Raw genomic sequence first — 22,890 nt, 5'->3', positions numbered from 1 at the left:
GAACGATCTCCCAGGATTATGGTTTTAGTACCGGCCTTCAAAAGCCGGCCGCCGCGCCCCACTCCGTTCTTCCTGTAGCGGAGGCGGCGGCCCTCTAGCCGTGCAACAGGCACAACTGTTGCCGTCCGATCTTGTCGCGATCCATCGAAAAAGGAACGCGGCATGACCAGCACGAATTTCTCCGAATGCCTCTCGATCACGCTTGCATCCGAAGGCGGCCTCTCCCTGGAGCGCACCGACCCCGGCAACTGGACCGGCGGCAGGATCGGCAAGGGCACGCTGAAAGGCACCAAATACGGCATCTCGGCCGCCGCCTTCCCCAGCCTCGACATCCGCAAACTGACGATCGACGACGTCAAACCCATCTACAAGGCCAGATACTGGGACGAAATCGGCGGCGACACCCTGCCTTCAGGCTTCGACCTCGCCACCTTCGACTACGCCGTCAACTCCGGCCCCGCCCGCGCCCTGCGCGGCGTCCAGGCCGTCATCGGCGCCCCCGCCGACGGCAAGTCCGGCCCGCTGACCCGCGCCAAAGCCGCAACCGCCGGCACCAGGGAAATCAAGGCGCTTTGCGCTAGGCGGCTAAGCTTCATGCGGAGCCTGGCGATCTGGAACACCTACGGCAAGGGCTGGAACTCACGCGTGGCGAAGATCGAGGCGAAGGCCGTCGCGATGTATCTCCGTGCGCAGCCGGGCGTGGATGCGAAGGCAGCGCTGGCGGACGAGGCTAGCAAGGCAGAGAAGACGGCGGGTACGCTGCAGAAGGCCGGTGCCGCAATCGCAGTGTCGGCATCGGGCGGCGCTGGCACGGGCGCGGCGCTGCCGGCGGAGCCGAATTTGCTCGTGCTTGGCGTGGTGATGGTGGTGGGGCTTGTGGCGGCCGGTATGCTGGTCGTGAAGGCCGCAAGAGAGAAGGAACGCGCAGAGGCATACCGGGCGGCCGGGCGGTAAAGACGGAAGCTGGTTCCCCGGATGTGAACCTCACCGGCTTGCTAAGCAGCCCATACATCCACTTTATCCCCCAAAGGTGCTTTCGCGAAAGGTCCGTCGCTCGCGACTGCACACACGTCATCCATTCATGAACATTTCAACCAGCTATAGAAGAAATGAGAAATTGCGAAGAACAGAATTCCCGCAGCGCGAGAATCAAAATAAAGGTGGCCCGCCGATCACAGCACAGGAGGCTGTGAGCAACATAATTGAGGGATAATCATGCGCGCCTATATTACATTGATATTGATTGCCACCGGATTGCTCACCGGCTGCGTGCCGACCGAGAAACAATATGATGCAGCTGTCAGAGTGGCGCGGGGCAGCGAGAGTCAGAGAAACGGGCTTTTGAACGAGTGCATCAGGCAGCTCGGCTTATCCGACACGAAGGCCCGCCATAACGCCGCACTCTTCCTGAACGTGGCAGACAAGGACGCTCCCAAGATTGTCTGCAGCAGATACACAAATGCGATCGTTTCCGGCGACATAACCTATCAGGATATGCTCGACATCAAGAACCGCCGCTACACCCCAAAGCTGATCAAGATCTTCCAGGGCCGATAGGCTGAGCGCCTGTCACTCCTGCCCTTTCACGCTCGCTGCTTCAGGCGAGAAGCCGGTGTGAGTACAGATCCCAGCGCCTGGCAACAGGCCGCGTTATCGCTTGCATCAGCATGAAAGGCTCGGCAACTGGGCCTGACAAGGAACCTTGCGCGTGCGCACATTGCATTCCTTCGCTTCCTTCCCAGATCACTCATAATGGCTTGTTCGGCGAGCGCGTCGCCACCTGGATGCGCTACGTCGAAGGGGAGCACATGAAAAAGCCGAAGCGGATCGAAGAGATGAATGCGATGGAGCGCGCCGCTACGCTGCGGCGGCTGAGCCAGACGCTGCACTTTTCGGCTGTCGTCGCCAGGCAGGCAGGCGACATGGCTTGCAAGCAGCTGGAAGAACTGGCCGACAGGCTGCTGCGCGATGGCCCCGCAATATCGGCAGATCGCTCCGAAGTCGCGCTTAACGTCATTGCCGAAGCCATGGATCTGCTCGGGCGCTTCGAGATGAACCATCCGGCCAGCAAGTCGACACTGCATTGACCCCAGGGTCGTGCCGATCCCCAGGGGTCGTGCCGATCCCCACGGCCGAACGCAGCCTTTGACGACGAGCGGCGGCAGGCGTTATCTTCTGCTGCAGGAGGATGAGAGCATGGGCAAACGTCGGTGGGAAACGCCTGTTATGGTCGTCTGCAGACGCAGCGGGCAGATGCTTCTGGTCGCGACCACGGAGGAAGCGCTGAACATGCTGCTCACGGCCTGGCCGGTCTCCACAGGCAAGGCGTTTTTTCAGGCGCTGCAGGCCTGCGCCGATGTCGACTCCGGTCTGCGCACGCCGCACGAAGCCCGCGATTGTTTCATTGCCGCTGCCCGGGAAGCAGGGATTCCGATTGAGGCAGCGCTTACGGGCTGAAAGCGCGCGGAATGCATCCCGCTTCCCCAAAGTTTTGAGTGTCTGAATTTTTGGTATTGAGACACGTCCGCGGATTTTTTAATGCAGATCGGTGACCCGATATGCGGCGGCCATAAAAAAAGCGCTCGGTCACCTCGTATGACTGAGCGCTTTTTGACCTGACCGGATCTTCCGCCGAGCCGTTACAGGATCGGTGCGAAAATCGGCATGGATCTTCGGAAAGCCCGATGCGCTGACTGAAAGAGATGAAGTGTCCTCAGTGCGTCCGAATGGACGCGCGGCGGTTTTGCGATAACGAGCCGTTTAGCAGCCGCACTGCGGCCTGCGGCTTTTTACGGCCGCGCCGCCTATCAGGCCATGCTCGACATCCAAAACCGCCGCGATACCCCGCAGCTGACCGATATCTTGCAGGGCCACCGAGGCTGAGAGGCAGACTGCGTTGGCGCTCGCCGTTGCGTAGGCGGGCATTGGATGCCGCCGCTCAGCCGCTCCATGACATGGCGGCCCTCGCCCAGTTGCCTCGCTGCGCCTCCGGCACGGGATCGATCGTGTTGAGCCTCATCGTTATCGAGCAAGTCTCTTCGTCGCTCAGTTCGGCAAGATTCGTCAGTTTATTCAACTCGTCCACGGTCACGCCCAGGCGCTGCGTGATCATTTGCGCGATGTCCTGCGCGGTCAGCGTAACGGCCGCAGGCTCCCGCATCTTGCCATCCTCATAGGCCAGGCGCTTGGCTTCCATAACTTGCCAATACCTCTCCTTGATCTGGGGAACAGCCTGTGCGGCCTGAGACACCCGCATACTCATAAGATCCTTGCAGCCCTGCGGATAGTATCGCGTAAGAGCCTCGTTGAGCGCAGCTGTCTTCTTCAAGACATCGATCGCAATGGCATCGCTTGCCCGCGACAGCGCAGGACTGCCATATTTCGCCAACATGGCAGCTGCTTGCGCTCGCGGATCGATCTTGCCCCCCGAGGCTTCGGCCTTGGCAAACAGCTGCCGCGTTTCAGCTTCGTGATCCATGAAGACCGCGTGAACGAAGGGATTGATACCGGCGAGAACCTGCATCTCCCTTTCGAAGGAGCCAGCCTTCGTTTCCTGCGCAGCCGAGTCCGATGCGGGCTTCGCATCTGCGGCAGGTTTTTGCTTCTCCGGGGACGGACCGAGCGACAGCAACGCCCTGCCCCAATCGCCCTGCAGCTCTTTCGGCAAGGCGCGTACGTTGTAGAGTTTCTTTGCGATCGAGCACATGTCTTCGTCGCTCACGCCGGCAGGAGCCTTCAGCGCCTTATGTATCTCACCCCCGGTCATCCCCAGGTACCGCTTCATGATCTGGTACCGCTCCTTGCCGGACATCAAGGCAACTGGAGCGCGGAATTTCCCGTCCTCATAAGCATAGGTTTTCGCTCGCAGATCATTCATCCGACCGTTTCTGACTTCGACGACGGAATACCAGTCAGGCATATTGCCAGTGAAGAAATATTCGCAGCCTTCGGGATATTTAGCGGCCACGATATCGGCAAACGCGACTGTCTTGTCCATGACTGCAATCACGGCGCTATCACCTGCGCGAGAGAGGGCCGGAGTGCCATACGTGGCGAAGACCGTCGCAAGGGTTTTCTTCTCTTCAAGCCATTTCTGACGGCTCGCCTCCGTGTAGACTCTCAGTACTATATCCCTGTGATCCCGATAAATGGCCTGTAGATAAGGATTTATCCGTCCGGTCAATCGGATCACGATATCTACAGGGTCTTCCTTGGCATCTTGCGCGATTGCGCCCGAACCAAGCAGCGCCATCGCAGCCACCAGCGATAACAATCTTTTCATAAAACCCCACCCCAAATAGTTGCAATTCTTTTATGTCTGGAATTCCAGACAGTCCACGGCCGGCTTGGAAAATGGTAAAAATACTTGGGGAATGCGCACGATGCCTCGATGGCGACGCCTTGCACATCCCGCGGCGTCGGCAGATGAGGAAGGCCCAAAGCTCAGCTGTTCAGCTTCAGCGCCAGCTGCTGCCCGCCAAATACCTTCAGCACATGCTTGTTGATCGGCCGCATCGCCTCGATACGGCGCTGTTCTTCCCGCCTGCGCGCTTCGTGACGCTCGCGGTCTGCGCGCAGCTGCGCGGCAAAGGCCATGGCCTTGTCTGCTGCTCCTGAATAACTCGGGCTTGCTGCCATCGAACTCTCCATCAGAACATAGATGAGAACATCATTTGTTCTTATTTTGTTCTCATTTCCGGAGAAGTCAAGAGTATCGTTTGATGACAGTTTAATGCTCGGGGAAGTCCGGCGCGGATCAGCGGCACCGGCAAAGAGACGGGAAAGCGTCAAACCATTGACGTGGAAGCTTTTATTCTTTCGTCTGCAGCCAGACCATGGCGAAAGACATGAGACCGCAAAGCGCGGCGATCAGAAGCAGGTCGTCCATCGAATTCCTCCTGTTTGTGGCAAAAACGCGGCAGAAGGATTTTGGTTCAATCGCCCTTTACGTCAGGCGATCTTCTCGCCCTGCTCTCATCATGCCGGCCTGATCACAGTCATGATGACGATGTTACCGGCTTCGTCCCGGGCGCTGTCCGTCGTCGCGATGACCTTGCCGCCAAATTCCGCCTCGGCTTCGGCGAACGCCTCTTTCACCAGCCGGAGCGTTTCCAGGTAGGCGCTGTTGTCACGCCTCGGCATTTCAAGCAATGCCTTGATCGCTGCGCTATCGTCCGCCATGAAGCTGATCATACTCCTCTGCTCGATCCAGACATCGAGAATATCAGATCGTTTCGCGTGCCTTCCCCGAAAACGGAACATGGGTCAAGCGCGGAAAGCAAGAAGGGACAGCCCGCCCCTCGAACACCCCATCTCGCTTTTCCGCCATGCCTCATGTATAAGCCCTCGTCCCATTGCCGCCCGCTCCGGCTTTTCGCCAACCCGCCCTGCAGGATCGGGCCTCTGCCACGACATGAGGCCGCGGGACATACGACCGGACGAAAGAAGATTTGAGATCATGACGACGGTAAACACGGCTGTTTCAGAACGAAACCGGCGCTATTTCAAGGCGCCGGTCTTTGCCGTCGCGCCCATGATCGACTGGACGGACCGCCATTGCCGTTTCTTCCACCGCCAGATCAGCCGCAACGCTTTGCTCTATACGGAAATGGTCGTCGCCGACGCGATCATCCACGGCCCGCGCGAGCGCCTGCTCTCCTTCGATGCCGCCGAACACCCAGTCGCCCTGCAGCTCGGCGGTTCCGATCCGGCAAAGCTTGCCGAGGCCGTGCGCATTGCCGAACCCTATGGTTATGACGAGATCAACCTCAATGTCGGCTGTCCGTCCGATCGCGTCCAATCCGGCACCTTCGGCGCCTGCCTGATGCTCACGCCTGAAACGGTCGCCGAATGCGTCGCCGCGATGAAGAAGGTCGCTGATGTCCCGGTCACGGTCAAATGCCGCATCGGCGTCGATGAGCAGGAGCCGGAAGAGGCGCTGCCCACGCTGATGACTAGGGTGCTCGACGCCGGCGCCGACGCGATCTGGATCCATGCCCGCAAGGCCTGGCTGAAGGGCCTGAGCCCGAAGGAAAACCGCGAGATCCCGCCCCTCGACTACGAGATCGTTTATCGCATGAAGGCCCGCTTCCCTGATGTCTTCATCGGCATCAATGGCGGCATCCATACGATGGATGAGGCAGAAGCCCATCTTGCCCATGTCGATGGCGTCATGCTCGGCCGCGCCGCCTATCAGAATGCCGCGATCCTTTCCGATGTCGACCACCGTTTCTACGGCGCGCCCGCCACCGAGCCCGACTGGAACGATCTGCGCGACCGCATGATGGCCTATGCCGAACGCCATATCGCCAATGGCGGCCGCCTGCAGCATATTGCCCGCCACATGGTCGGCCTCTTCACCGGCCTGCCCGGCGCCCGCCGCTACCGCCAGATCCTCTCGACCGACGCCGCAAAGCCGAATGCCGGCCCGGAAGTGATCGCCGCCGCCTTCGCCGCGGTCGATTTTTCAGGCGCGGCGGAGGCGGTCAGCGCCTGACGGCATGATGGCGCAGGCCGGTTCGTTTCCCGTCGACGTTTGAACGAAGTTCCTTTGAACGCGTTTATAACCATCCCGCGATGGAAGGTGAAAGGAAACGCTCATGAAGAACCTCATGATATTAGTAGCTGCCGCTTCCCTCGGTTTTGTCCCAGTTGCCGAGGCCGCAAGCCAGCATAAGCAACCGAAACACGCTACCCAGCAGGTCGTCAATGAACCGCGGCAACGCCTCGGCACGCTTTCCTGCGAAGTCGCCGGCGGTGCCGGCATGATCATCGGATCGAACAAGGCGATCGATTGCCGCTTCAAGCAGCAGAGCGGCAGGGTCGAGCACTATACAGGCTCGATCGGCAAGCTCGGTCTGGATATCGGCGTCACCGGTAAATCCTACCTCAGCTGGATCGTCGTCAACACCGCCCCCACCCGCGTCGGCGACGGCGCTCTCGCCGGCACGTATGTCGGCGCCTCGGCCAATGCCGCTCTCGGTGTCGGTCTCGGAGCAAATGCCCTTGTGGGCGGAAACTCGAAGAATTTCGCATTGCAGCCACTCAGCGGTGGAACCGGAACCGGCGTGAATGTAGCCGCAGGCGTCTCCCGCCTTCAGCTGAACGCAGCGCGCTAAACACCACAGGCGGCGGCAATCGGCCGCCGCCGCATCCCCTCGATGTTTCTCCATATCGTCAGGCGCCGCCGACCGGGTGCAATGTGCCTGGGCGACCATTTCCTCTACCGGTCGACCGGATAATGTTCGTCGCGCGTTTCGTCGGGCGCCAGCGACCGTGCCCAATGCCATTGGCGTTTTGCCTGAATTGTCGTAATCCGGTGTGCGATCTCGGGCTGGAATGGACATGCTGATCAGACAGGCAAGCGAGGATGACTTCGACGCCCTGCGGGCAATAGAGCTTGCCTCGTTCGAAACGTTGCGCGCCACAGGTGCCGTCAGCGGTAAGCCGGAGGCGAGCGGAGACGAGGAACTGCAGCACTATCTCGACCATGCCCTTCTCTACGCCGCCTGCGATCGGAACGACATACCGGTCGGCTATGCCGGAGCCTATGTCGCTGAAAACGCCCTACACATCGGCGAGATGGATGTCCATCCGGACTTCCAGCGAAAGGGTCTCGGACGCCGGCTCATGGAAATACTGCTTGCTGAAGGCCGCTCGCGCAAGCTCGCTGAAGCAACGCTGACGACAGACCGTTTCGCGCCCTTCAACGCTCCCTTCTACGCATCGCTCGGCTTCCGGATCCTCGAAAAGGTGGAATGCTCCCCGCGCCTGCGGGCTATCCTCGATTCCGAAGCCGAAAAGGGCCTCGATCCGCTCCGCCGCATCGGCATGGTTCTTCCGTTTCGATATCCCGACGTATAGGAGGCTAGCCGCCGTGAAAGATGTCGTCGCATTGGTAACGGGCGCGAGCCGCGGTGTCGGCCGGGGGATCGCGCTCGCACTGCTTGCTGAGGGAGCCACTGTCCACGTGACCGGCAGGACGCGTTCGGAAGCGGACGCAGACTCGGGCAAACGCGCAGGTTCGCTGGAGGGGCTCGCGCTTGAGGCTGCGACACTGCCTGGACGCCTTATCATTCATCATTGCGACCACAGCAACGACACTGAGACGGAACGCGTGGCCGAAGAGATCAGAACTGGCAGGCTGGACATTCTGGTCAACAATGCATGGCCCGGCTATGAAAACATGGTCGAGGATGGCGATTTTACCTGGCCCCGCGCCTTCTGGGAGCAGCCGCTGTGGCGGTGGGACGCGATGATGGGCACCGCACTCAGAGCGGCCTTTCTGCTGTCGCGTGCGGCAGCACCGGTCATGATCCAGGCGCAGCGCGGCCTGATCGTCAATATCTCATTCTGGGCAGCGCAATTCTACGATGGCAACGCGATCTATGGCATGGCCAAGGCCGCTGCCGACAAGATGGCCGCCGACTTCGCCCATGATCTGCGCCCGCACCATGTCGCCGCTGTCGCCCTCTATCCCGGACTGGTGCGGACCGAAGCGGTCATGCAGAACGCCGAATATTTCGACCTGTCCAATTCCGAGTCACCGCAATTCATCGGCCACGTCATAGGGGGACTTTGGCGAGACCCGGCGCTGATGTCGAAATCCGGAAAGGTCCTGGTCGCGGCCGAACTCGGCCAGGAATATGACATCGCCGACGTCAACGGCTATAAGCCCGTCCCCCTCACAGCGGCGGACTTTGCCAAAAGCTGAAGTCATGCCGGAAGCGACGGCAAACCGGAACGTGGACTTAAGCCGCGACCAGCAGCAGCACATAGGCCACGACCGTCACCATCAGTCCGCGAAACGCAATCGTCACGAAGCGGTATTTGCTGCAGGCGATATGCGAGAGAATATCGGCATTTTCCACATACTGGTCGAAGAGATAGCGCTCGTCGCGGCGGATCGCCGCCTCGAAGAAGGCGTCGCGATGCCTGGGCCATGCGCCCCAGAACATCGACGTGGACTTGTCGAGCCGCCGCGGCAATACCACCATGATGGCCGATAGAATCGAAAAGACCGAGGCTGCCGCCAGAAGCCCGGAAAAAAGAATAGCCTGCGGTGTGCCCTGCGCATAGCGCGCAAAAGTGAAGACTGCCCTCACCTCGGCGGAGCTCACAAGAAAGGCGAGCATAAAAGTAAAGATATAAGCGGCCTTTTGATCCGATATCTTGATCTGATCATAGAATACGTCGTTGATTTTCTTGATATGATCGAAATATTCCGAGCCGATATCCTCGGTCGACGGAGAGCTCGAAGGCAGCTCCGCAAAATTTTCAAACTCGCTCAAGGAAGTCCCACCCCGCAATAGTGTTTCCCTAATAATACACTTGGTTGCGAAAGCAAGAACACGTGTGCATCCGGCTTGACTTTTAAACCCTGCTTGGCAAAAGGGAAAAGGTGCGGGGGTATCTAAAATGTCGGGGCCGAAGTCTTATCTGCGCGCGAGTACATCTCTCGCGCTCATGTCAACGTTACTTGCATTTCCGGTTGTGGCGGAACCGCTGCAGCGCCCGACTCCGGTTGCAGGCTCGGTCATCGCCCGCAAGACCGGCGAGGAAGTGCGCTTCGTCGATGTCAGCAACTGGCGCGTCGTCGATCTCAATCAGGACCTGCTCGACGGTGACGTGCTGCGCACCAATGCCACCGGCCAGCTCGCCATCCTCTTCTCCGATCACACGCAGATCCGCCTCGGCCGCAATTCCGCGCTTCAGGTCAAGAAAATGTCTGCGGCGGGCGACACGATCCTCAACCTGCAGTCCGGCACCATCTGGGCGCGCGCCCAGCGCGGCGGCCAGGGCCTGACGGTTGAGACGCCTGCCGCCGCAGCCGCTATCCGCGGCACGGATTGGACGATGACCGTCGAGGGCGCCAAGACCTCCATGATCGTGCTCGAAGGCCGCGTTTCGCTCACCAACCCGCAGGGCAGCGTCGATGTCAACCAAGGCGAAGGGGCTGTGGCCACCATCGGCCAGGCGCCCCGCAAGCTCGTCATCGTCACCCCCGACGACCGTGAGCAGATGCTCTTCTATCTCAATCTGCGCGACGGTTTCGGCCTGATGCCCACCTCGCCGCTACCGGCCGGCCGCATGGCTGCGGAGCGGCGGCGCCTGATGGCATTGCCGCCCGCGCGCCGTTCAACGGAAGACTGGCTGGCGCTCGCCGAAATCCAGACCGCCTTCGATGGGCGGCAGGTTGCCGCTGCAACATTGCAGAACATACGCGGCCGCAAGCTCTCGGTTGCCCAGCAGGCCCGCATCGACCTGATCGACGCCAATCTCGCGGGCTCGGAAAAGCGCTACAACGATGCCGCCAAGCTCTTCGAAAAGGCTCTGCCGCATCTCGATCCCGAGAGGCGCAACCTGGCGCAATATGGCGGCTATTTCGCTCGTTCGCTGGCGAACCCCGCCCATGTCGAACAACCGCCGGCTCAAACCGTCGGTCCCTACGGCGCGGTCATGCAAGCTTACGCGACGGGCTTTTTGAAAAATCCGCGCGCTGCAATCGACGTGCTCAAGCGGGCCGAAAAGCGCTATCCTGACGACCCGACCCTTCCGGCCGTGCGCGCCCAGCTGGCGCAGCTCATCGACGACCGTGCGCAGATGAAGGAAGCGGCCGACCGCTCCCTGGCGCTCGATCCAGATCACCCCATCGCCCTCGCCGCCCGCGCCGCCTACAAGGCCTCCTATGAGAGCGATATCAACGGCGCGCTTGCCGATCTCAATCGCGCGATCGAGCTTGCGCCCGGCGCGTCGGGCACGCTGAATTCGCTCGGCCTCCTGCAGGGTGCCCGCGATGACAATGGCGAGGCGGAGAAGGCCTTTCTGAAGGCAATCGAGCTCGATCCGCAAGATCCTGTGCCGCATGCCAACCTCGCGATCCTGTATCTCGACCAGTCGCGCATGAAGGAAGCCAAGCGCGAGATCGATACCGCACTAGCCGTCGATCCCTCCTTCGATATCGCCCTGCTTGCCCGCGGCCGCTACTACCTGCAGACCGGCGAGCGCGACAAGGCGCTGGAAGATCTGCTTGCCGCAAGCACGGCCAATCCGGCTCATTCGCAATCGCAGCTGATGCTTGCCGCCGCCCATTACGAGAAGGGCGACCGCCTCCCCTTCCAGCAGGCTCTGGAAAATGCCGACCGGCTGGACAAGAACGATCCGGTCATTTCCTCTTTCCGCACCGCGGTCGATATCGACGACTACAATGCCGATGGCGCGATCGCCAACGCGCAGGAATTCTTGCGCCGCTCGCGCGCCCGTGGCGGCGACTATATCGGCCTCGGCGCCAATGAGGATGCCGGCTCGACACTGAACAACGCTTTCCGCCTGCAGGGGCTGGATGCCTGGGGCCGTTATTACGGCGATGCCGTCTTCAACCCGTTCGAAGGCACCGGTTACACCGACCAGGCGATCAAGGGCAGCATCTTCCCTTACGTCAACGCAACCAGCTTCAGCGACGACAGCGTCAGCCAGTACCGGGCCAATACGTCGAGCTTTTCTTCGCTCTTCCAGGGCCTGTTGCTTGACCCCCACATGCTGTCCGGCCGCTCGCGCTCAGCCACGATCCTGCGCACGCCCTTCTTCGAAGGCTCACTCGGCGGCGGCATCAACGCCGTAGACGGACATACGCGGCGCACCGGTGAAGCGGAAATCCAGGGCTTTTCCAACGAGACGATCCCGATCAGTTTCTTTGGTAATCTGACTTGGGAGGAGCTGGCGCTCGACGGTGACTACCGCGATTTCGGCGGATATGCGACGGACAACAAGATTCTCGGCGGCAATGGCTACATCACCGCGACGGTTACGCCGGACGACCGCATCGTGGCCTATATCAATCATGCCAAGAATGACGGAACGCTGAATGCGTTGTCGACAGACCCCACGCTCTCGACCATCCTGAATGTCCGCGTATTCGACCCCATCCTTACCCCGATCTTCGGCATTCCCCCGGCGCCTGACGAGCTGCCGCTCTATCGGACGCAGACCAACAGCGCGGAAGTGACCAACGCGGGCGTCGGCTGGAGCCATACCTTTGCCTATGAAAATATCCTCAACGGCGCATTGCTCTACGAGGAGACAAAATCGAAAACCTCCTTCGACCTGTCCTACGACTGGTCAGACGTGCCGTTCTTCAGCGTTCCTGGGTCAGGCGATATCAGGCCCTTCGGACAGACGAGCGAAGAAACGGAATCGCAGGCCTATATAGCTGCGCTCAGCCACAGCATCGGCGACGGGCCACTCACCTGGCGCTACGGCGTCGAAGGCGGCTGGATCGACTCGTCTCGCAAAACGTATTTCCATCTCGAGGATATCATTCCGGGCTTTATCGACGGCCGGACGGATGACCCTCCGGAGGCTGACACCCGTACCAATATTGGCCGAGCCTATGTCGATCTCCTGCACGACATCACGCCGAACCTGAAGGGTGAATACGCTCTCTTCGGCACCCGTTTGGAAGGTGACGGCGTCGATGTCAGCCGGCTCGAGCCCCGTTTTGGCCTTGCCTGGGCGCCAACCCAGGGCCAGTGGCTGCGCGCCGCCTTCATGCGCCAGAGTCTCGATACCGGCGTGCCGACGCTGGCCCCGGTCGGCATTCTCGGCCTTCAATCCAACCAGTTCACCGTCGGCGCGGAGGGTTATACCGATACGATCGCACTGCAGTGGGATGCCGAATGGACCGACAAGTTCTTCACCTCGGTCGAATATCAGCATCAAGAACTCCATGATTTCTCGATCGACCTGCCGCTGATCGCCCTTCCTGCGGATGACAGCCTGCCGCTGTCGCGCGGTCGGATCGACCGTGCCGCCGTTACCGCAAACGTCGCGCTCGGCAATGGCTTCGGCCTTTCAGCCACCTATGCCTACATGGATTCCGAAAACAAGGATCCGGGATCGTTGAATTACGGCGGCAACCTGCCCTATATCCCGAAGAATTCCGGTCAGATCGCGCTAACCTGGGTCAATGAGGCCAAGGTGAAAGCCACCGTCGCCGCCAACTATATCGGTGAACGCGATGGCGACGATCTCGGCACCAAGCTCGACGACTACTGGAGCCTCGATGCCCACCTGATCTGGGAACCCTTCGACAAGCGCATCGCGCTGGAAGCAGCGGCCTACAATCTCCTTGACGAGGACTTCGAAATAACGCCCGGCGTACCCGGCTGGGGTCGTGCCTTCAAGGGCAGCCTGAAGATCCGCTTCTGATGATGGCGCGCCCGGCCGCCCTGCGACGTCTTCGGGCAGAGCGGCCGACGGAGCAGAACCGCCCGTCGCAGCGCCCGCCCGGCTGGCCCTTTTCCAGCCGCGGCATCCGTCTTCTCGTTCTGGCGCTGGTGACGCTGGTGACGATCTCGCTGATCTCGCGCCTGCCCGCATGGACGCTGACGGAGCTGCGCACCTTCGACTACCTCTCCACCATAGACGATCCCGTGCCGCCCGACGGCGGGCCGATCATCGTGGCGATCGATGAACCCTCACTTGCCGATATCAATGCGCAATGGCCCTGGCCGCGCAGCCTGCATGCCGAACTCGTCAAACAGCTGCGCGCCGCCGGCGCAAAGGCGATTGGCCTTGATATCATCATGGCCGAACCCTCGACGCCCGAGAACGACCAGGCGGTATCATCGGTCGTCGGCCCCGATGTGGTGCTTGCCGGCGATGAAACGCTCATTCAGACGCCGCAGGCCGCTCAGCTGCTGCGCACCACGCCGCTGCCGCAGATGACGGAGGCCGGCGCACGTACCGGCATCGCCTCTATCACGCTGAATGGCGACGGCATCTTCCGCAATATTCCGTCCTATGAGGACGGCTTCGCCATGGAGCTTGCGAAGGCTGCGGGCATCAAGGCGCTGCAGCTGCCGGCAGGCTCCCTCATCCAGTCCTTCGGCCCAGCCCGCAGCTACCCGACCGTCTCCTATTACCAGGCACTCGATCCCAAGAACTTCCTGCCGCCGGATACGTTCAGGGATCGCGTCGTGCTGGTTGGCCTCAGCCTGCAGAACGCCCCCGAGATCGACCAGGGCGGCGCCGATGCCTATGCGATGCCCTACACCGTCCACACCGGCAAGCTGGTCTCCGGCGTCGAGTTGCAGGCCACCGTCTATGACAATATCGTCCATGGCCTGGCGATCCGGGAAGCCGGCCTGCCTGTTGTCGCGATCTGCATCCTCATTGCCGTATTGCTCGCCGCCGCCACCGTGTGGAAAGCCACGAGCTGGCGTACGCTGGTCGCCACCGCCGCTGCCGTTCTGACCTTTGCCGCGGCCAGTTATGCCGGCATCCGCTTTACCCATGTCTTCGTCTCGCCGCTCGGGCCGACCGTCGCCTTCGTCGCCGTCGCCTTCGGTCAGGCGGCTTTCGATTATGCGCAGGAGCGGCATCAGAAGCGCCAGATCACCCGCGCCTTCGCGCAATATATCTCGCCCGATCTCGTGCGCCGCCTCTCCAACGATCCCTCGCAGCTGAAGCTCGGCGGCGAGCGGCGCACGCTGACCGTCCTGTTTTCCGATGTGCGCGGCTTCACCACCATCGCCGAGACGATGAAGGACGATCCCGAGCAACTGACGACGCTGATCAACCGGCTGCTGACGCCGCTTTCCGATGTCGTCATGGATCACGGCGGCACGATCGACAAATATATGGGCGATTGCATTATGGCATTCTGGAATGCGCCGCTCGACGACCCAGATCACGCGCTGCACGCGGTCAAGGCGTCGATTGCCATGCAGGATGCGATCGCCACGCTGAACCGCGAGCTTGAGCGCGAAGCCGCCGCCACAGGCCGGCCGCTGCATATCCTAAAAATGGGCGTCGGCATCAATACCGGCGAATGCATCGTCGGCAACATGGGCTCCACCCGCCGCTTCGACTATTCCTGCCTCGGCGACAGCGTCAACCTCGCCTCGCGCCTCGAAGGCGCTTCGAAGAATTACGGCGTCGCCCTCCTGCTCGGCGAGGAAACCGCCCGCCTCGTCGCCAACAGTTACACCGTGGTCGAGCTCGACCGCATCATCGTCAAGGGCCGCACCGTGCCCTCGCCGGTCTTCACCGTGCTCTACGGCTCCCACCGATCGGCCCTGCCGGATCACAATGCCTTCCTGGAGGCGAAATATGCGGGCCGGCTCACCATGGCAGATCCCGCCTTCGAAACCCTGCCGAAGGCCATACCTGAGCTTTCGGCCTACTACGCGCTGATACGCGGGGGGCTCGCAAAGGACTGACGCGATCCCCCGAGCAAATCCGCAAAAGGGTGAAGCGGTTTTGCGTCCGGAATTGCGTCAGAGCGAAAAGATAGCGCACTTTCCCCGACCGGCCTTTTGCGTCTAGGATGCCGACAGACTCGTCAATCAGCCAAGAAGCCTCGCCATGTCCCTCCCCGCCACCGTCATTCCCCTGCAGCAACCCGTTCTCCTGCCCGTCGAAGGCAGCGCAGAAAGCTTCCCGGTCCGCCGCGTCTACTGCGTCGGCCGCAACTATGCCGACCACGCTATCGAAATGGGCCATGACCCGAACCGCGAGCCGCCCTTTTTCTTCCAGAAGAACCCCGACAATCTCTTCACTGGCAAGGATTTCCCCTATCCGCCGCTGTCGAATGACGTCCATTTCGAGGTCGAATGCGTGCTGGCCCTTAAGGCCGGCGGCGCTGACATTCCCGCCGAAAAGGCGCTCGACTGCATCTATGGCTATGGCGTCGGCATCGATTTCACCCGCCGCGACCTGCAGGCCGAAGCCAAGAAGCTCGGCCGCCCGTGGGAGCTCGCCAAGGCTTTCGAACATTCCGCTCCAGTCTCGCACATCGTCCCGGCAAGCCGTATCGGCCATCCCAGCGCGGGCCGCGTCTGGCTGGAGGTGAACGGCGTCAAAAAGCAGGATGGCGACTTAAACCAAATGATCTGGAAAGTGCCGGAAATCATTGCAGAGCTTTCGAAACTCTTCATTCTCGCCCCCGGCGATGTCATCATGACCGGCACGCCGGCCGGGGTCGGCGCCATCAACAAGGGCGACAGCATCTCCTGCGGCGTGGACGGCGTTGCAACGCTGTCGCTCAAAGTGGTGTGAGGAGGAAAAAATGGCGATCTATGCACTCGGCGCTGTGAGGCCGAAACTGCCTCCATCCGGCACGTTCTGGATCGCCCCCGACGCACATGTGATCGGCGATGTCGAACTTGCCGAAGAGGTCGGCATCTGGTTCGGCGCCGTCCTGCGCGGCGACAACGAACCGATCTCGATCGGCAAGGCCACCAATCTGCAGGAAGGCGTCATGGTCCACACAGACCCCGGCTTTCCGACCACCGTGGGCGAAAATTGCACCATCGGCCACCACGCCATCATCCACGGCTGCACGATCGGCAACAACTCGCTCGTCGGCATGGGCGCCACCATCCTGAACGGCGCAAAAATCGGCAACAACTGCCTCGTCGGCGCCAATGCGCTGGTCACCGAAGGCAAGGAATTCCCCGACAACTCCCTGATCGTCGGTTCGCCCGCCAAGGCGCTCCGTAACCTGGACGACGAGTCAGCCGCGAAGCTCACTCAATCCGCAAGGAAATATGTGGGCAACTGGCAGCGGTTCGCCCGGGATCTCAAGCGGATCGATTGAAAATCGGCCGCCGAAAGATTGGGCACCGAGACGGCTTTCAGTCGGTCGTTGCTGCAAGTATCCTGCCGCCCTTCGCCTCCTGGACGATGATCGCGCTCTTGAGATCGCCGGTTGCAGCCGGGACCGGCAGCTTCAACACCTTGCCGGACCAGGTGCCGAGACGCGTCAGCTCGTGCACGACATGGGCATGCGGCAATGTCTCGCCGGCATTCTCGCCTCTGGCGACCGGAACCTGTACGGTGCCTGGAGCATAGCGGACGAGCCACACGTCGGCCGCGGCCGTCCGGCCCTTCGCCGCGTCGATGACGGCCACGTTCCGGGCGAGCGCGATCCCGGGGCCGGACAGTGCGGGCTCGGATGCGATCACGCGCCGGATTTCGTTCAGATCATAGCCGACGATCGACTGGTGGCCGTTTACCACCATCTGCGGCGTGAAAGGGCCGGATTGGCCGAGTGCAGGCTCATAGGTCACCTGCCGGTCGGTGAATTCCTTCTTCCCGAAGATGTCCTTCCATCCGAGATAGTCCCAATAGGTGACCGAGAAGCTCAAGGCGAGCACATCAGGATCGTTGCTGAGCTTGACGAGATTGGCATTGGCCGGAGGGCATGAGGAACAGCCCTGGCTGGTGAACAGTTCGACGACCGCAGGCGACTGCCCGGCGAAGGCCTGACCGGTGGAACCAAGAGCGAAGACTGCTGTGATGATCGCAAGATTGAACGCGGCTGAATGTTTCATGGCGGTGCTCCCTATGATCTGCATCTCGCTCTTCTTCGCAGGTGGAACGCCATTCGTTACAGGTTCACGCGTTTGTGACGGCATCGGCCGGATGCCGAAAGGCCGCGCCGTCGGCTCTCCCCGGCTGCAAAGAAAAAACTTCAGGACGCCTGTAACAAATCCCGCATCGCCTACGTACAGGCTTGTGGGTAAGCGACGGCACCGGACATCGAAACGATCATGGCGACACTCGACGATCACAGCCAGGGACAGCTTCGCGGCCTGCGTGGGCGGCAAGGGCGGCTTCCGGGAGGACCGGGGCGAATGGCACGCCGGAATCCAGGCACCCATGCCTGCGGGCAATCTTGCCGCGAGACAGTCTTGCAACGGGCAATGGCGCCCACAAGGAGGAGAAGGTCATGTTGAAATACACAGTAGCAGCAATCGCCCTGGCAGCGGCTTCCGCGCTGCCCGCCTTTGCACAGGACGCGATGGTGTCGGCGAAATGCGACGAGGCGTCGATGATGAAGATGCAGGCCGACATGGATGCCATGACGGATCCGGCCATGAAGGAAAAGAAGGAAATGGCGTCCAAGGAAATGATGATGGCCAAGGATTCCATGAAGGCCAAGAAGATGGACGACTGCAAGATGCACATGGAAAAGGCCATGAAAAGCATGAGCCACATGTGAAGCGTGTCAGAGAGGTGCGGGCGGCCCTAGGGCTGCCCGTGCCGGCATCTGCATGAACGCCGCTGCACGATCGGCAGCAACTGCCTCGGTTCCCATGCGCTCATAAAATCGTGAGCGCTGATTTGCCGTGATGCGGCCGGTCATCTTTATCCCCTCACCCCGCCGTTGCCGCCACCTTCTTCGCAAACGGCACCCACAGCAGCGCACAAGCCGTCAGCACCGCAACCACCAACCACGCTTCGTTGAGCGCCTGAACGGTGGCCGCCGTCTGCACCAGCGGATCGAGCATCGCTGTCGTATCCGCATCGAACTCGCCCTGATGCCCCGCAACCGCCTGCAGCGGTGCGCCGACAAAGGCGGCAATGCCTGTATCCCCGGCCTTCAGCCGGTCCCACAAGCCATCACCGAGCGGTCCCGAGCGCGTGTAGACGATGGTGTCGATCAGCGCGATGCCGATTGCGCCGCCGAGGTTGCGCATCAGGTTGAACAGGCCGCTGGCGTCTGGAATGCGCTCCGGCGGCAGAGTGCCGAGCGCGAGGCGCGTCGGCGGCAGCAGGCAGAACATGATGGCGATGCCGCGGATGATCTGCGGCCAGAACATCGCGTCATAATCGGTCTGTGGGTCCTGAAAGGCGCTCATGCCGATGCCGATGGCAAAGAGCGCGAAGCCGAGAGCAGAGAGCAGCCGTGCATCCATCCGTTTTTCGAGCGCCACCGCGATCGGCGCTGTGATGAGCTGGGCGATGCCCGTCACCAGCATCGTCATGCCGATTTCGAGAGCGTTGTGGCCGCGCACGAAGGCGAGAAAGACGGGCATGAGATAGACGGAGCCGAAAAGGCCGATGCCGAGAATGAAGCTCATCGCCGAGCCCGCCAGAAAATTCCGGTCGCCGAAATTCCGGACTTCGACAACGGGTATCGACCTCCTGAGCGACCGCCATGCGAACACGCATCCGGAAACCACCGACAGGCCGATGAGTCCGGCAACGTAAAGCGAGGTCCAGCCGCTGGTCGGCGCCTCCTTCAGGCCGAGTTCCAGGGCAGCAAGGCTTATCGCCATCAGCAGCAACGAGATGATATCCAGATGCCGGAGCTCGGAGAGATTGACGCTCTCGCGGGGAAGCGAGCGCATGGCGACGAGCGCTGCCACAAGGCCGGGAATGATATTGATCAGGAACAGCCAGTGCCACGAATAGGTCTCCGTCAGCCAGCCGCCGACGATCGGCCCGATCGTCGGCGCAAGAACCGCAAGAACGCCGGCGATCGTCGTGGCAAGCGCCTGCCGCTCATCCGGAAACAGGATGAAGACCGCCGAAAACACCGAGGGGATCAGCGTGCCGCCGGAAAAGCCCTGAACGACCCGCCAGGCAACGAGCCCGCCGAAACTGCCGCTTGCCGCACAGCCTGCCGAGGCGATGACGAACAGCGACAGCGACACGACGAACAGCCAGCGCATGGTCAGCAGCCGCGTGAGAAGCCCCGTCAGCGGTATCGCCACCACCTCGGCGATGAGATAGGCGGTCTGAACCCAGCTCATCTGATCCGGATGAATATCGAGTGCCGATTGGATGGTGGGAAGCGAGGTGGCAACGACCTGAACGTCGAGGATCGCCATGAACATGCCCAGGCACATTGCCAGAAAGCCGATCCATCTGAGCTGTGATGGAACTGCGGCTAAAACGGGTTCGAACCGATCGGGCATGGAATGGTCCTAGATCAGTTCCAGCAAAAGTGCGCAGCAGCCCGGAACTGCGGGAAAACAAATAGATAGAGCATGTTTGCCAGCCCTGATCTACATGTCAGGATCAACGCAGCGACGACGGACAATAGCAGGGCATGGAGTGGCATGCCAAAGTTTAATGGGAGGATTGCGATTGCTGCGATCAAGAGGTGGTGTTCGGCAGATGCCGGTCAACGCGCTGCCGCGATGAGAAGAAACGCAACAATGGCAAGCCCGCCCAGTGCGGCAGTGATGCTGAGCGACGGCGTGATGCCGATAGTCGCCATGCCGAAGGCGAGGACGAAGGGCGCGAGCGCCGAAAGGATCAGCCGCGCCGCCATCATCCTGCCCTGCAATTTGCCGTAGCCGTCGCTGCCGAAGAGCTGCAGCGGCAGTGTGCCGCTTGCGATGCTGAGCAGACCGTTGCCCATGCCGAAGATAATGGCAAAGAGCATCGCCCCCGCCACCGATGGTGCCGAAACCAGAAGCACCAGAACGCCGGCGGGGATCAGCACCGCAGCAATCAGCGCCAGCCAGAGCGCCGGCAGGCCCTTGCCGAAGATCATGTTGATCAGCCGGCTGCCGACCTGCGAGGGGCCGAACAGGGTTCCGACCAGCGTCGCCGTGCCGCCAAGTCCAAGGCCCGACAGGAGCGGCACCATGTGCACCAGCATCGCCGAGCCGACGAGCGACATCAGCGAGAAGCCCGTAACCATCAGGCCGAATCCGAGGCGGCGGCGCGCCGGCGGCAAGATGCCTTCCACACGCGGCGCAGCCGTCGATGCCATCGCCCGGCGCGCGGCCGCGCCGCGTGAAAGCCATGCATGAACGGGCACGCAGACGGCCATGTTGAGAACAGCAAAGACCAGATAGACGTTCTGCCATGAGAGGGCGGCATGCAGCGCCGTGGTGATCGGCCAGAAGATCGTAGAGGCGAAACCGGCGATCAGCGTCAGATAGGTGATGCTGCGGGAAGCGACCTGCGGGCGCAGTTGCACGAGCAGCGCGAAGGCAGCGCCATATTGGACGAAGTTTGCGGCAACCTCGATGGCGATGAGGGCGGCGACATAGGACGCCTTGCCGGGCGCATAGGCGCAGGCAACCAGGGCAATTGCGGCAGCGGCCGAGCCCGATGTCATCACCCGCCCTGCCCCGACCCTGTCGATCAGCACGCCGAGCCAGGGCGCCGTCAGGCCGCCGGCCAGAAGTGCCGCCGAAAGCACCCCGAAGACCCATTCGCTCGGCCAGTCCAAGGTGGCAGCCATATCGGGCGCCAGGATGCTGAAACTGTAATAGAGGGTGCCGTAGCCGATGATCTGGGTAATGCCGAGTGCGGCGACGGCAGAGACCGGCACACGTTCAGACAAGGCGCTTGCCGTCGGCATCGAGAACCTGCTCGCCGTCTTCCTTGGCGAACGGGCCTTTATGGGTATCGGGCAGGATGTCAAGAACCACTTCCGAAGGCCGCGCGAGGCGCGTGCCGAGCGGCGTGACGACGAACGGGCGATTGATCAGGATCGGATCCTTGAGCATCGCATCCAGCAGCTGCTCGTCGGTGAGATCCGGATTGTCGAGGCCGAGCTCCACATAAGGTGTGCCCTTTTCGCGGATCGCTTCGCGAACGCTCAAACCTGCGTCCGCAATCATCTTGATCAGCTGTGCGCGCGACGGCGGGGTTTGCAGATATTCGATGACCTCGGGCTCGATGCCGGCATTGCGGATCATTGCCAGCGTGTTGCGCGAGGTGCCGCATTGCGGGTTGTGATAGATCTTGACGTCCATGGTCATGGTGCAGATTCCGTTTCAGCGAAGGTTTCAGGAGTACGGGCGCCCATCAGCAGCCATCCGGAAAACATCAGCGCCAGCAATGCGCCCACAACTTCAGCGACAATAAACCCCGGCAGATCGATCGGGCGGATGCCGGAAAATGTGTGCGTCAGCGATCGGGCGATCGCAACTGCCGGGTTGGCAAACGAGGTGGATGCGGTGAACCAATAAGCGGCGGTGATATAGAGGCCAACCAGCCACGCCACCGCATCGGCGCGGAAGCGCACACCGGCGAAGATAATGAAGACAAGACCGAAGGTTGCCGTCACTTCGGAGAGCCATTGCGCGCCGCCTGATCGTGCGGTTTCCGAAGCTTGCAGCAGGGGAAGGCCAAACATCGCATGGGCAAGCATCGTCCCGGCAATGCCGCCGATGACTTGCGCGCCGATATAGGCCGGAACGAAAGAGGCAGACAACTCGCGCCGGAGCGCAAAAACCAGCGATACGACCGGATTGAAATGCGCGCCGGAAATCGGCCCCACGATGGTGATCAGAACGACGAGGATTGGCCCCGTTGCCAGCGTATTGCCGAGCAACGCAAGGGCGATATCGTCCGTCAGCTTGTCGGCCATGATGCCGGAACCGACCACGGTTGCGACCAGCAACAACGTGCCGAGCGCTTCGGCGACCAACCGCCGCGAAAGAGGAAATACCGCACTCATGCCGGCAGGCTCCGGACCATCAAGGCAGCGGATGCCGGGCACAGGCTTGCGGCCTGGCGCGTCGTCAGGATGGCGGCGGGCGCTTCATCGCGGGCGATCGGATGAAAGCCGAGCGACTGAAAGAAAGCGGCGGCTGATTCCGTCAGCAGATAGGCGGCATCAGCACCTTTCCTGTGAGCCTCATCGAGCAGACCGAGTGTGATCGCATGGCCGAAGCCGAAACCCCGCCGATCGGGCAGGACGACGATCGACCGCAGCAACGCTGCCTCGCCGTAGAGTTCCAGTCCGCCGAAACCGACCGTCGCGCCGTCGCACGAAAAACGGTAGAAGCTTCGGCCGGCATCTGCGAGGTCATCGACCGGAAGCCCGGCGCCGGCGAGCGCCGCCCGAAGGCTGTCATCGCACCCGTCCAGGGCTTGTTGATGCAAATCGAACCCCATTAGCTTGCCTTGGGCTGCTTGATGCTGGCGCCGTCCATCGTGCCGATCTGGCGTAGAAGCGATTCCAGCGCGAGCTTGTCGATCGAGGCGATTGGCAGGCTGATGAACGACATGATACGGCTCTTGAGGAAACGGGCTGCCTGGGCAAAGGCGCGGCCTATTTCCACTTCGCTGCCCTCGACCGAACGGGCCGAATTGCCCGTACAGAGAAAGAGCACGTTGTAGATGCGGTCT

At 61.5% G+C, this 22,890-nt stretch carries 23 protein-coding genes and 1 pseudogene; 13 read left to right on the top strand and 11 right to left on the bottom strand.

Going from position 1 to position 22,890, the window contains the following annotated elements:
- Nucleotides 1–162 precede the first annotated feature (162 nt).
- From JNB85_RS20745 to JNB85_RS20730, 4 genes are all read left to right on the top strand, one after another.
- Nucleotides 163–954: a glycoside hydrolase family 108 protein gene (locus JNB85_RS20745; RefSeq protein ID WP_220336182.1), complete on the top strand. Its 792-nt coding sequence runs from the start codon at nucleotides 163–165 to the stop codon at nucleotides 952–954.
- 261 nt (nucleotides 955–1,215) lie between these two features.
- On the top strand, nucleotides 1,216–1,557 hold the full coding sequence (locus JNB85_RS20740; RefSeq protein ID WP_220336181.1) for a hypothetical protein: 342 nt from the start codon (nucleotides 1,216–1,218) through the stop codon (nucleotides 1,555–1,557).
- 251 nt (nucleotides 1,558–1,808) lie between these two features.
- Nucleotides 1,809–2,087 (top strand): hypothetical protein, encoded by a 279-nt coding sequence (locus JNB85_RS20735; protein ID WP_220336180.1) that lies wholly within the window; start codon nucleotides 1,809–1,811, stop codon nucleotides 2,085–2,087.
- 109 nt (nucleotides 2,088–2,196) lie between these two features.
- Entirely contained in the window at nucleotides 2,197–2,457 is a 261-nt protein-coding gene (locus JNB85_RS20730; protein ID WP_220336179.1) for a DUF982 domain-containing protein, read from the top strand.
- A gap of 481 nt (nucleotides 2,458–2,938) precedes the next feature.
- Here the strand turns inward: JNB85_RS20730 and JNB85_RS20725 are convergent, their stop codons facing one another.
- The 3 genes from JNB85_RS20725 to JNB85_RS20715 form a co-directional block, all read right to left on the bottom strand.
- Nucleotides 2,939–4,282 (bottom strand): hypothetical protein, encoded by a 1,344-nt coding sequence (locus JNB85_RS20725; RefSeq protein ID WP_220336178.1) that lies wholly within the window; start codon nucleotides 4,280–4,282, stop codon nucleotides 2,939–2,941.
- A gap of 161 nt (nucleotides 4,283–4,443) precedes the next feature.
- Entirely contained in the window at nucleotides 4,444–4,791 is a 348-nt protein-coding gene (locus JNB85_RS30730) for a hypothetical protein (protein ID WP_223216566.1), read from the bottom strand.
- A gap of 186 nt (nucleotides 4,792–4,977) precedes the next feature.
- Nucleotides 4,978–5,193, bottom strand: coding sequence for a hypothetical protein (locus tag JNB85_RS20715; RefSeq protein WP_220336177.1), 216 nt, complete (start codon nucleotides 5,191–5,193; stop codon nucleotides 4,978–4,980).
- 265 nt (nucleotides 5,194–5,458) lie between these two features.
- Between JNB85_RS20715 and dusA the strand changes: the two genes are divergently transcribed.
- The 4 genes from dusA (at nucleotide 5,459) to JNB85_RS20695 (ending at nucleotide 8,713) form a co-directional block, all read left to right on the top strand.
- The gene (gene dusA / locus JNB85_RS20710) at nucleotides 5,459–6,496 is read left to right on the top strand and encodes a tRNA dihydrouridine(20/20a) synthase DusA (protein WP_220336176.1); all 1,038 of its coding nucleotides are present in this window, start codon (nucleotides 5,459–5,461) and stop codon (nucleotides 6,494–6,496) included.
- A gap of 103 nt (nucleotides 6,497–6,599) precedes the next feature.
- On the top strand, nucleotides 6,600–7,118 hold the full coding sequence (locus JNB85_RS20705; RefSeq protein ID WP_220336175.1) for a DUF992 domain-containing protein: 519 nt from the start codon (nucleotides 6,600–6,602) through the stop codon (nucleotides 7,116–7,118).
- Between the two features lie 226 nt (nucleotides 7,119–7,344).
- Nucleotides 7,345–7,863, top strand: coding sequence for a GNAT family N-acetyltransferase (locus JNB85_RS20700; protein WP_220336174.1), 519 nt, complete (start codon nucleotides 7,345–7,347; stop codon nucleotides 7,861–7,863).
- Between the two features lie 13 nt (nucleotides 7,864–7,876).
- The gene (locus tag JNB85_RS20695) at nucleotides 7,877–8,713 is read left to right on the top strand and encodes an SDR family NAD(P)-dependent oxidoreductase (protein WP_220336173.1); all 837 of its coding nucleotides are present in this window, start codon (nucleotides 7,877–7,879) and stop codon (nucleotides 8,711–8,713) included.
- Between the two features lie 37 nt (nucleotides 8,714–8,750).
- On the opposite strand, the gene JNB85_RS20690 is transcribed toward JNB85_RS20695, so the two are convergent.
- Nucleotides 8,751–9,290: a Pycsar system effector family protein gene (locus tag JNB85_RS20690; protein WP_183739964.1), complete on the bottom strand. Its 540-nt coding sequence runs from the start codon at nucleotides 9,288–9,290 to the stop codon at nucleotides 8,751–8,753.
- 175 nt (nucleotides 9,291–9,465) lie between these two features.
- On the opposite strand from JNB85_RS20690, the gene JNB85_RS20685 reads away from it, so the two are divergent.
- The 4 genes from JNB85_RS20685 to JNB85_RS20670 all read left to right on the top strand — a co-directional run bounded on the left by JNB85_RS20685 (nucleotide 9,466) and on the right by JNB85_RS20670 (nucleotide 16,600).
- Entirely contained in the window at nucleotides 9,466–13,206 is a 3,741-nt protein-coding gene (locus JNB85_RS20685) for a FecR domain-containing protein (protein ID WP_420852283.1), read from the top strand.
- Nucleotides 13,206–15,221, top strand: a complete 2,016-nt coding sequence (locus JNB85_RS20680; RefSeq protein ID WP_223216565.1) for an adenylate/guanylate cyclase domain-containing protein — start codon at nucleotides 13,206–13,208, stop codon at nucleotides 15,219–15,221. Before JNB85_RS20685 ends, JNB85_RS20680 begins: the two co-directional genes overlap by 1 nt.
- 145 nt (nucleotides 15,222–15,366) lie before the next feature.
- Nucleotides 15,367–16,059: a fumarylacetoacetate hydrolase family protein gene (locus JNB85_RS20675; protein WP_220336171.1), complete on the top strand. Its 693-nt coding sequence runs from the start codon at nucleotides 15,367–15,369 to the stop codon at nucleotides 16,057–16,059.
- A gap of 10 nt (nucleotides 16,060–16,069) precedes the next feature.
- On the top strand, nucleotides 16,070–16,600 hold the full coding sequence (locus JNB85_RS20670) for a gamma carbonic anhydrase family protein (protein WP_220336170.1): 531 nt from the start codon (nucleotides 16,070–16,072) through the stop codon (nucleotides 16,598–16,600).
- Between the two features lie 37 nt (nucleotides 16,601–16,637).
- Here the strand turns inward: JNB85_RS20670 and JNB85_RS20665 are convergent, their stop codons facing one another.
- Nucleotides 16,638–17,336, bottom strand: coding sequence for a DUF1223 domain-containing protein (locus JNB85_RS20665; protein WP_220336169.1), 699 nt, complete (start codon nucleotides 17,334–17,336; stop codon nucleotides 16,638–16,640).
- A gap of 398 nt (nucleotides 17,337–17,734) precedes the next feature.
- On the opposite strand from JNB85_RS20665, the gene JNB85_RS20660 reads away from it, so the two are divergent.
- Entirely contained in the window at nucleotides 17,735–18,007 is a 273-nt protein-coding gene (locus JNB85_RS20660) for a hypothetical protein (protein ID WP_220336168.1), read from the top strand.
- A gap of 154 nt (nucleotides 18,008–18,161) precedes the next feature.
- Here JNB85_RS20660 and JNB85_RS20655 read toward each other — a convergent pair whose 3' ends face one another.
- From JNB85_RS20655 to JNB85_RS20630, 6 genes and pseudogenes are all read right to left on the bottom strand, one after another.
- Complete coding sequence (locus JNB85_RS20655) at nucleotides 18,162–19,709, bottom strand: DHA2 family efflux MFS transporter permease subunit (RefSeq protein WP_220336167.1); 1,548 nt, start codon at nucleotides 19,707–19,709, stop codon at nucleotides 18,162–18,164.
- Between the two features lie 209 nt (nucleotides 19,710–19,918).
- On the bottom strand, nucleotides 19,919–21,112 hold the full coding sequence (gene arsK, locus JNB85_RS20650) for an arsenite efflux MFS transporter ArsK (RefSeq protein WP_220336166.1): 1,194 nt from the start codon (nucleotides 21,110–21,112) through the stop codon (nucleotides 19,919–19,921).
- A complete protein-coding gene (arsC, locus tag JNB85_RS20645) occupies nucleotides 21,087–21,515 on the bottom strand; it encodes an arsenate reductase (glutaredoxin) (RefSeq protein ID WP_220336165.1) in 429 nt (142 codons plus the stop codon). The genes arsK and arsC overlap by 26 nt, the downstream gene beginning before the upstream one ends.
- Complete coding sequence (locus JNB85_RS20640) at nucleotides 21,512–22,216, bottom strand: aquaporin (protein WP_220336164.1); 705 nt, start codon at nucleotides 22,214–22,216, stop codon at nucleotides 21,512–21,514. The genes arsC and JNB85_RS20640 overlap by 4 nt, the downstream gene beginning before the upstream one ends.
- A complete protein-coding gene (arsN2, locus tag JNB85_RS20635; protein WP_220336163.1) occupies nucleotides 22,213–22,656 on the bottom strand; it encodes an arsenic resistance N-acetyltransferase ArsN2 in 444 nt (147 codons plus the stop codon). Before arsN2 ends, JNB85_RS20640 begins: the two co-directional genes overlap by 4 nt.
- Nucleotides 22,656–22,838: pseudogene (locus JNB85_RS20630) on the bottom strand (arsenate reductase ArsC); the annotation flags it as partial. The pseudogene JNB85_RS20630 and the gene arsN2, both read right to left, overlap by 1 nt.
- Nucleotides 22,839–22,890 lie beyond the last annotated feature (52 nt).

The organism is Rhizobium mesosinicum, assembly GCF_019511345.1.
In the GTDB taxonomy this organism is placed as follows: Bacteria; Pseudomonadota; Alphaproteobacteria; order Rhizobiales; family Rhizobiaceae; genus Rhizobium; species Rhizobium mesosinicum.
The sequence above is the reverse complement of the archived record's forward strand: the minus strand, read 5'-3'. Positions and strand labels throughout refer to the sequence as shown.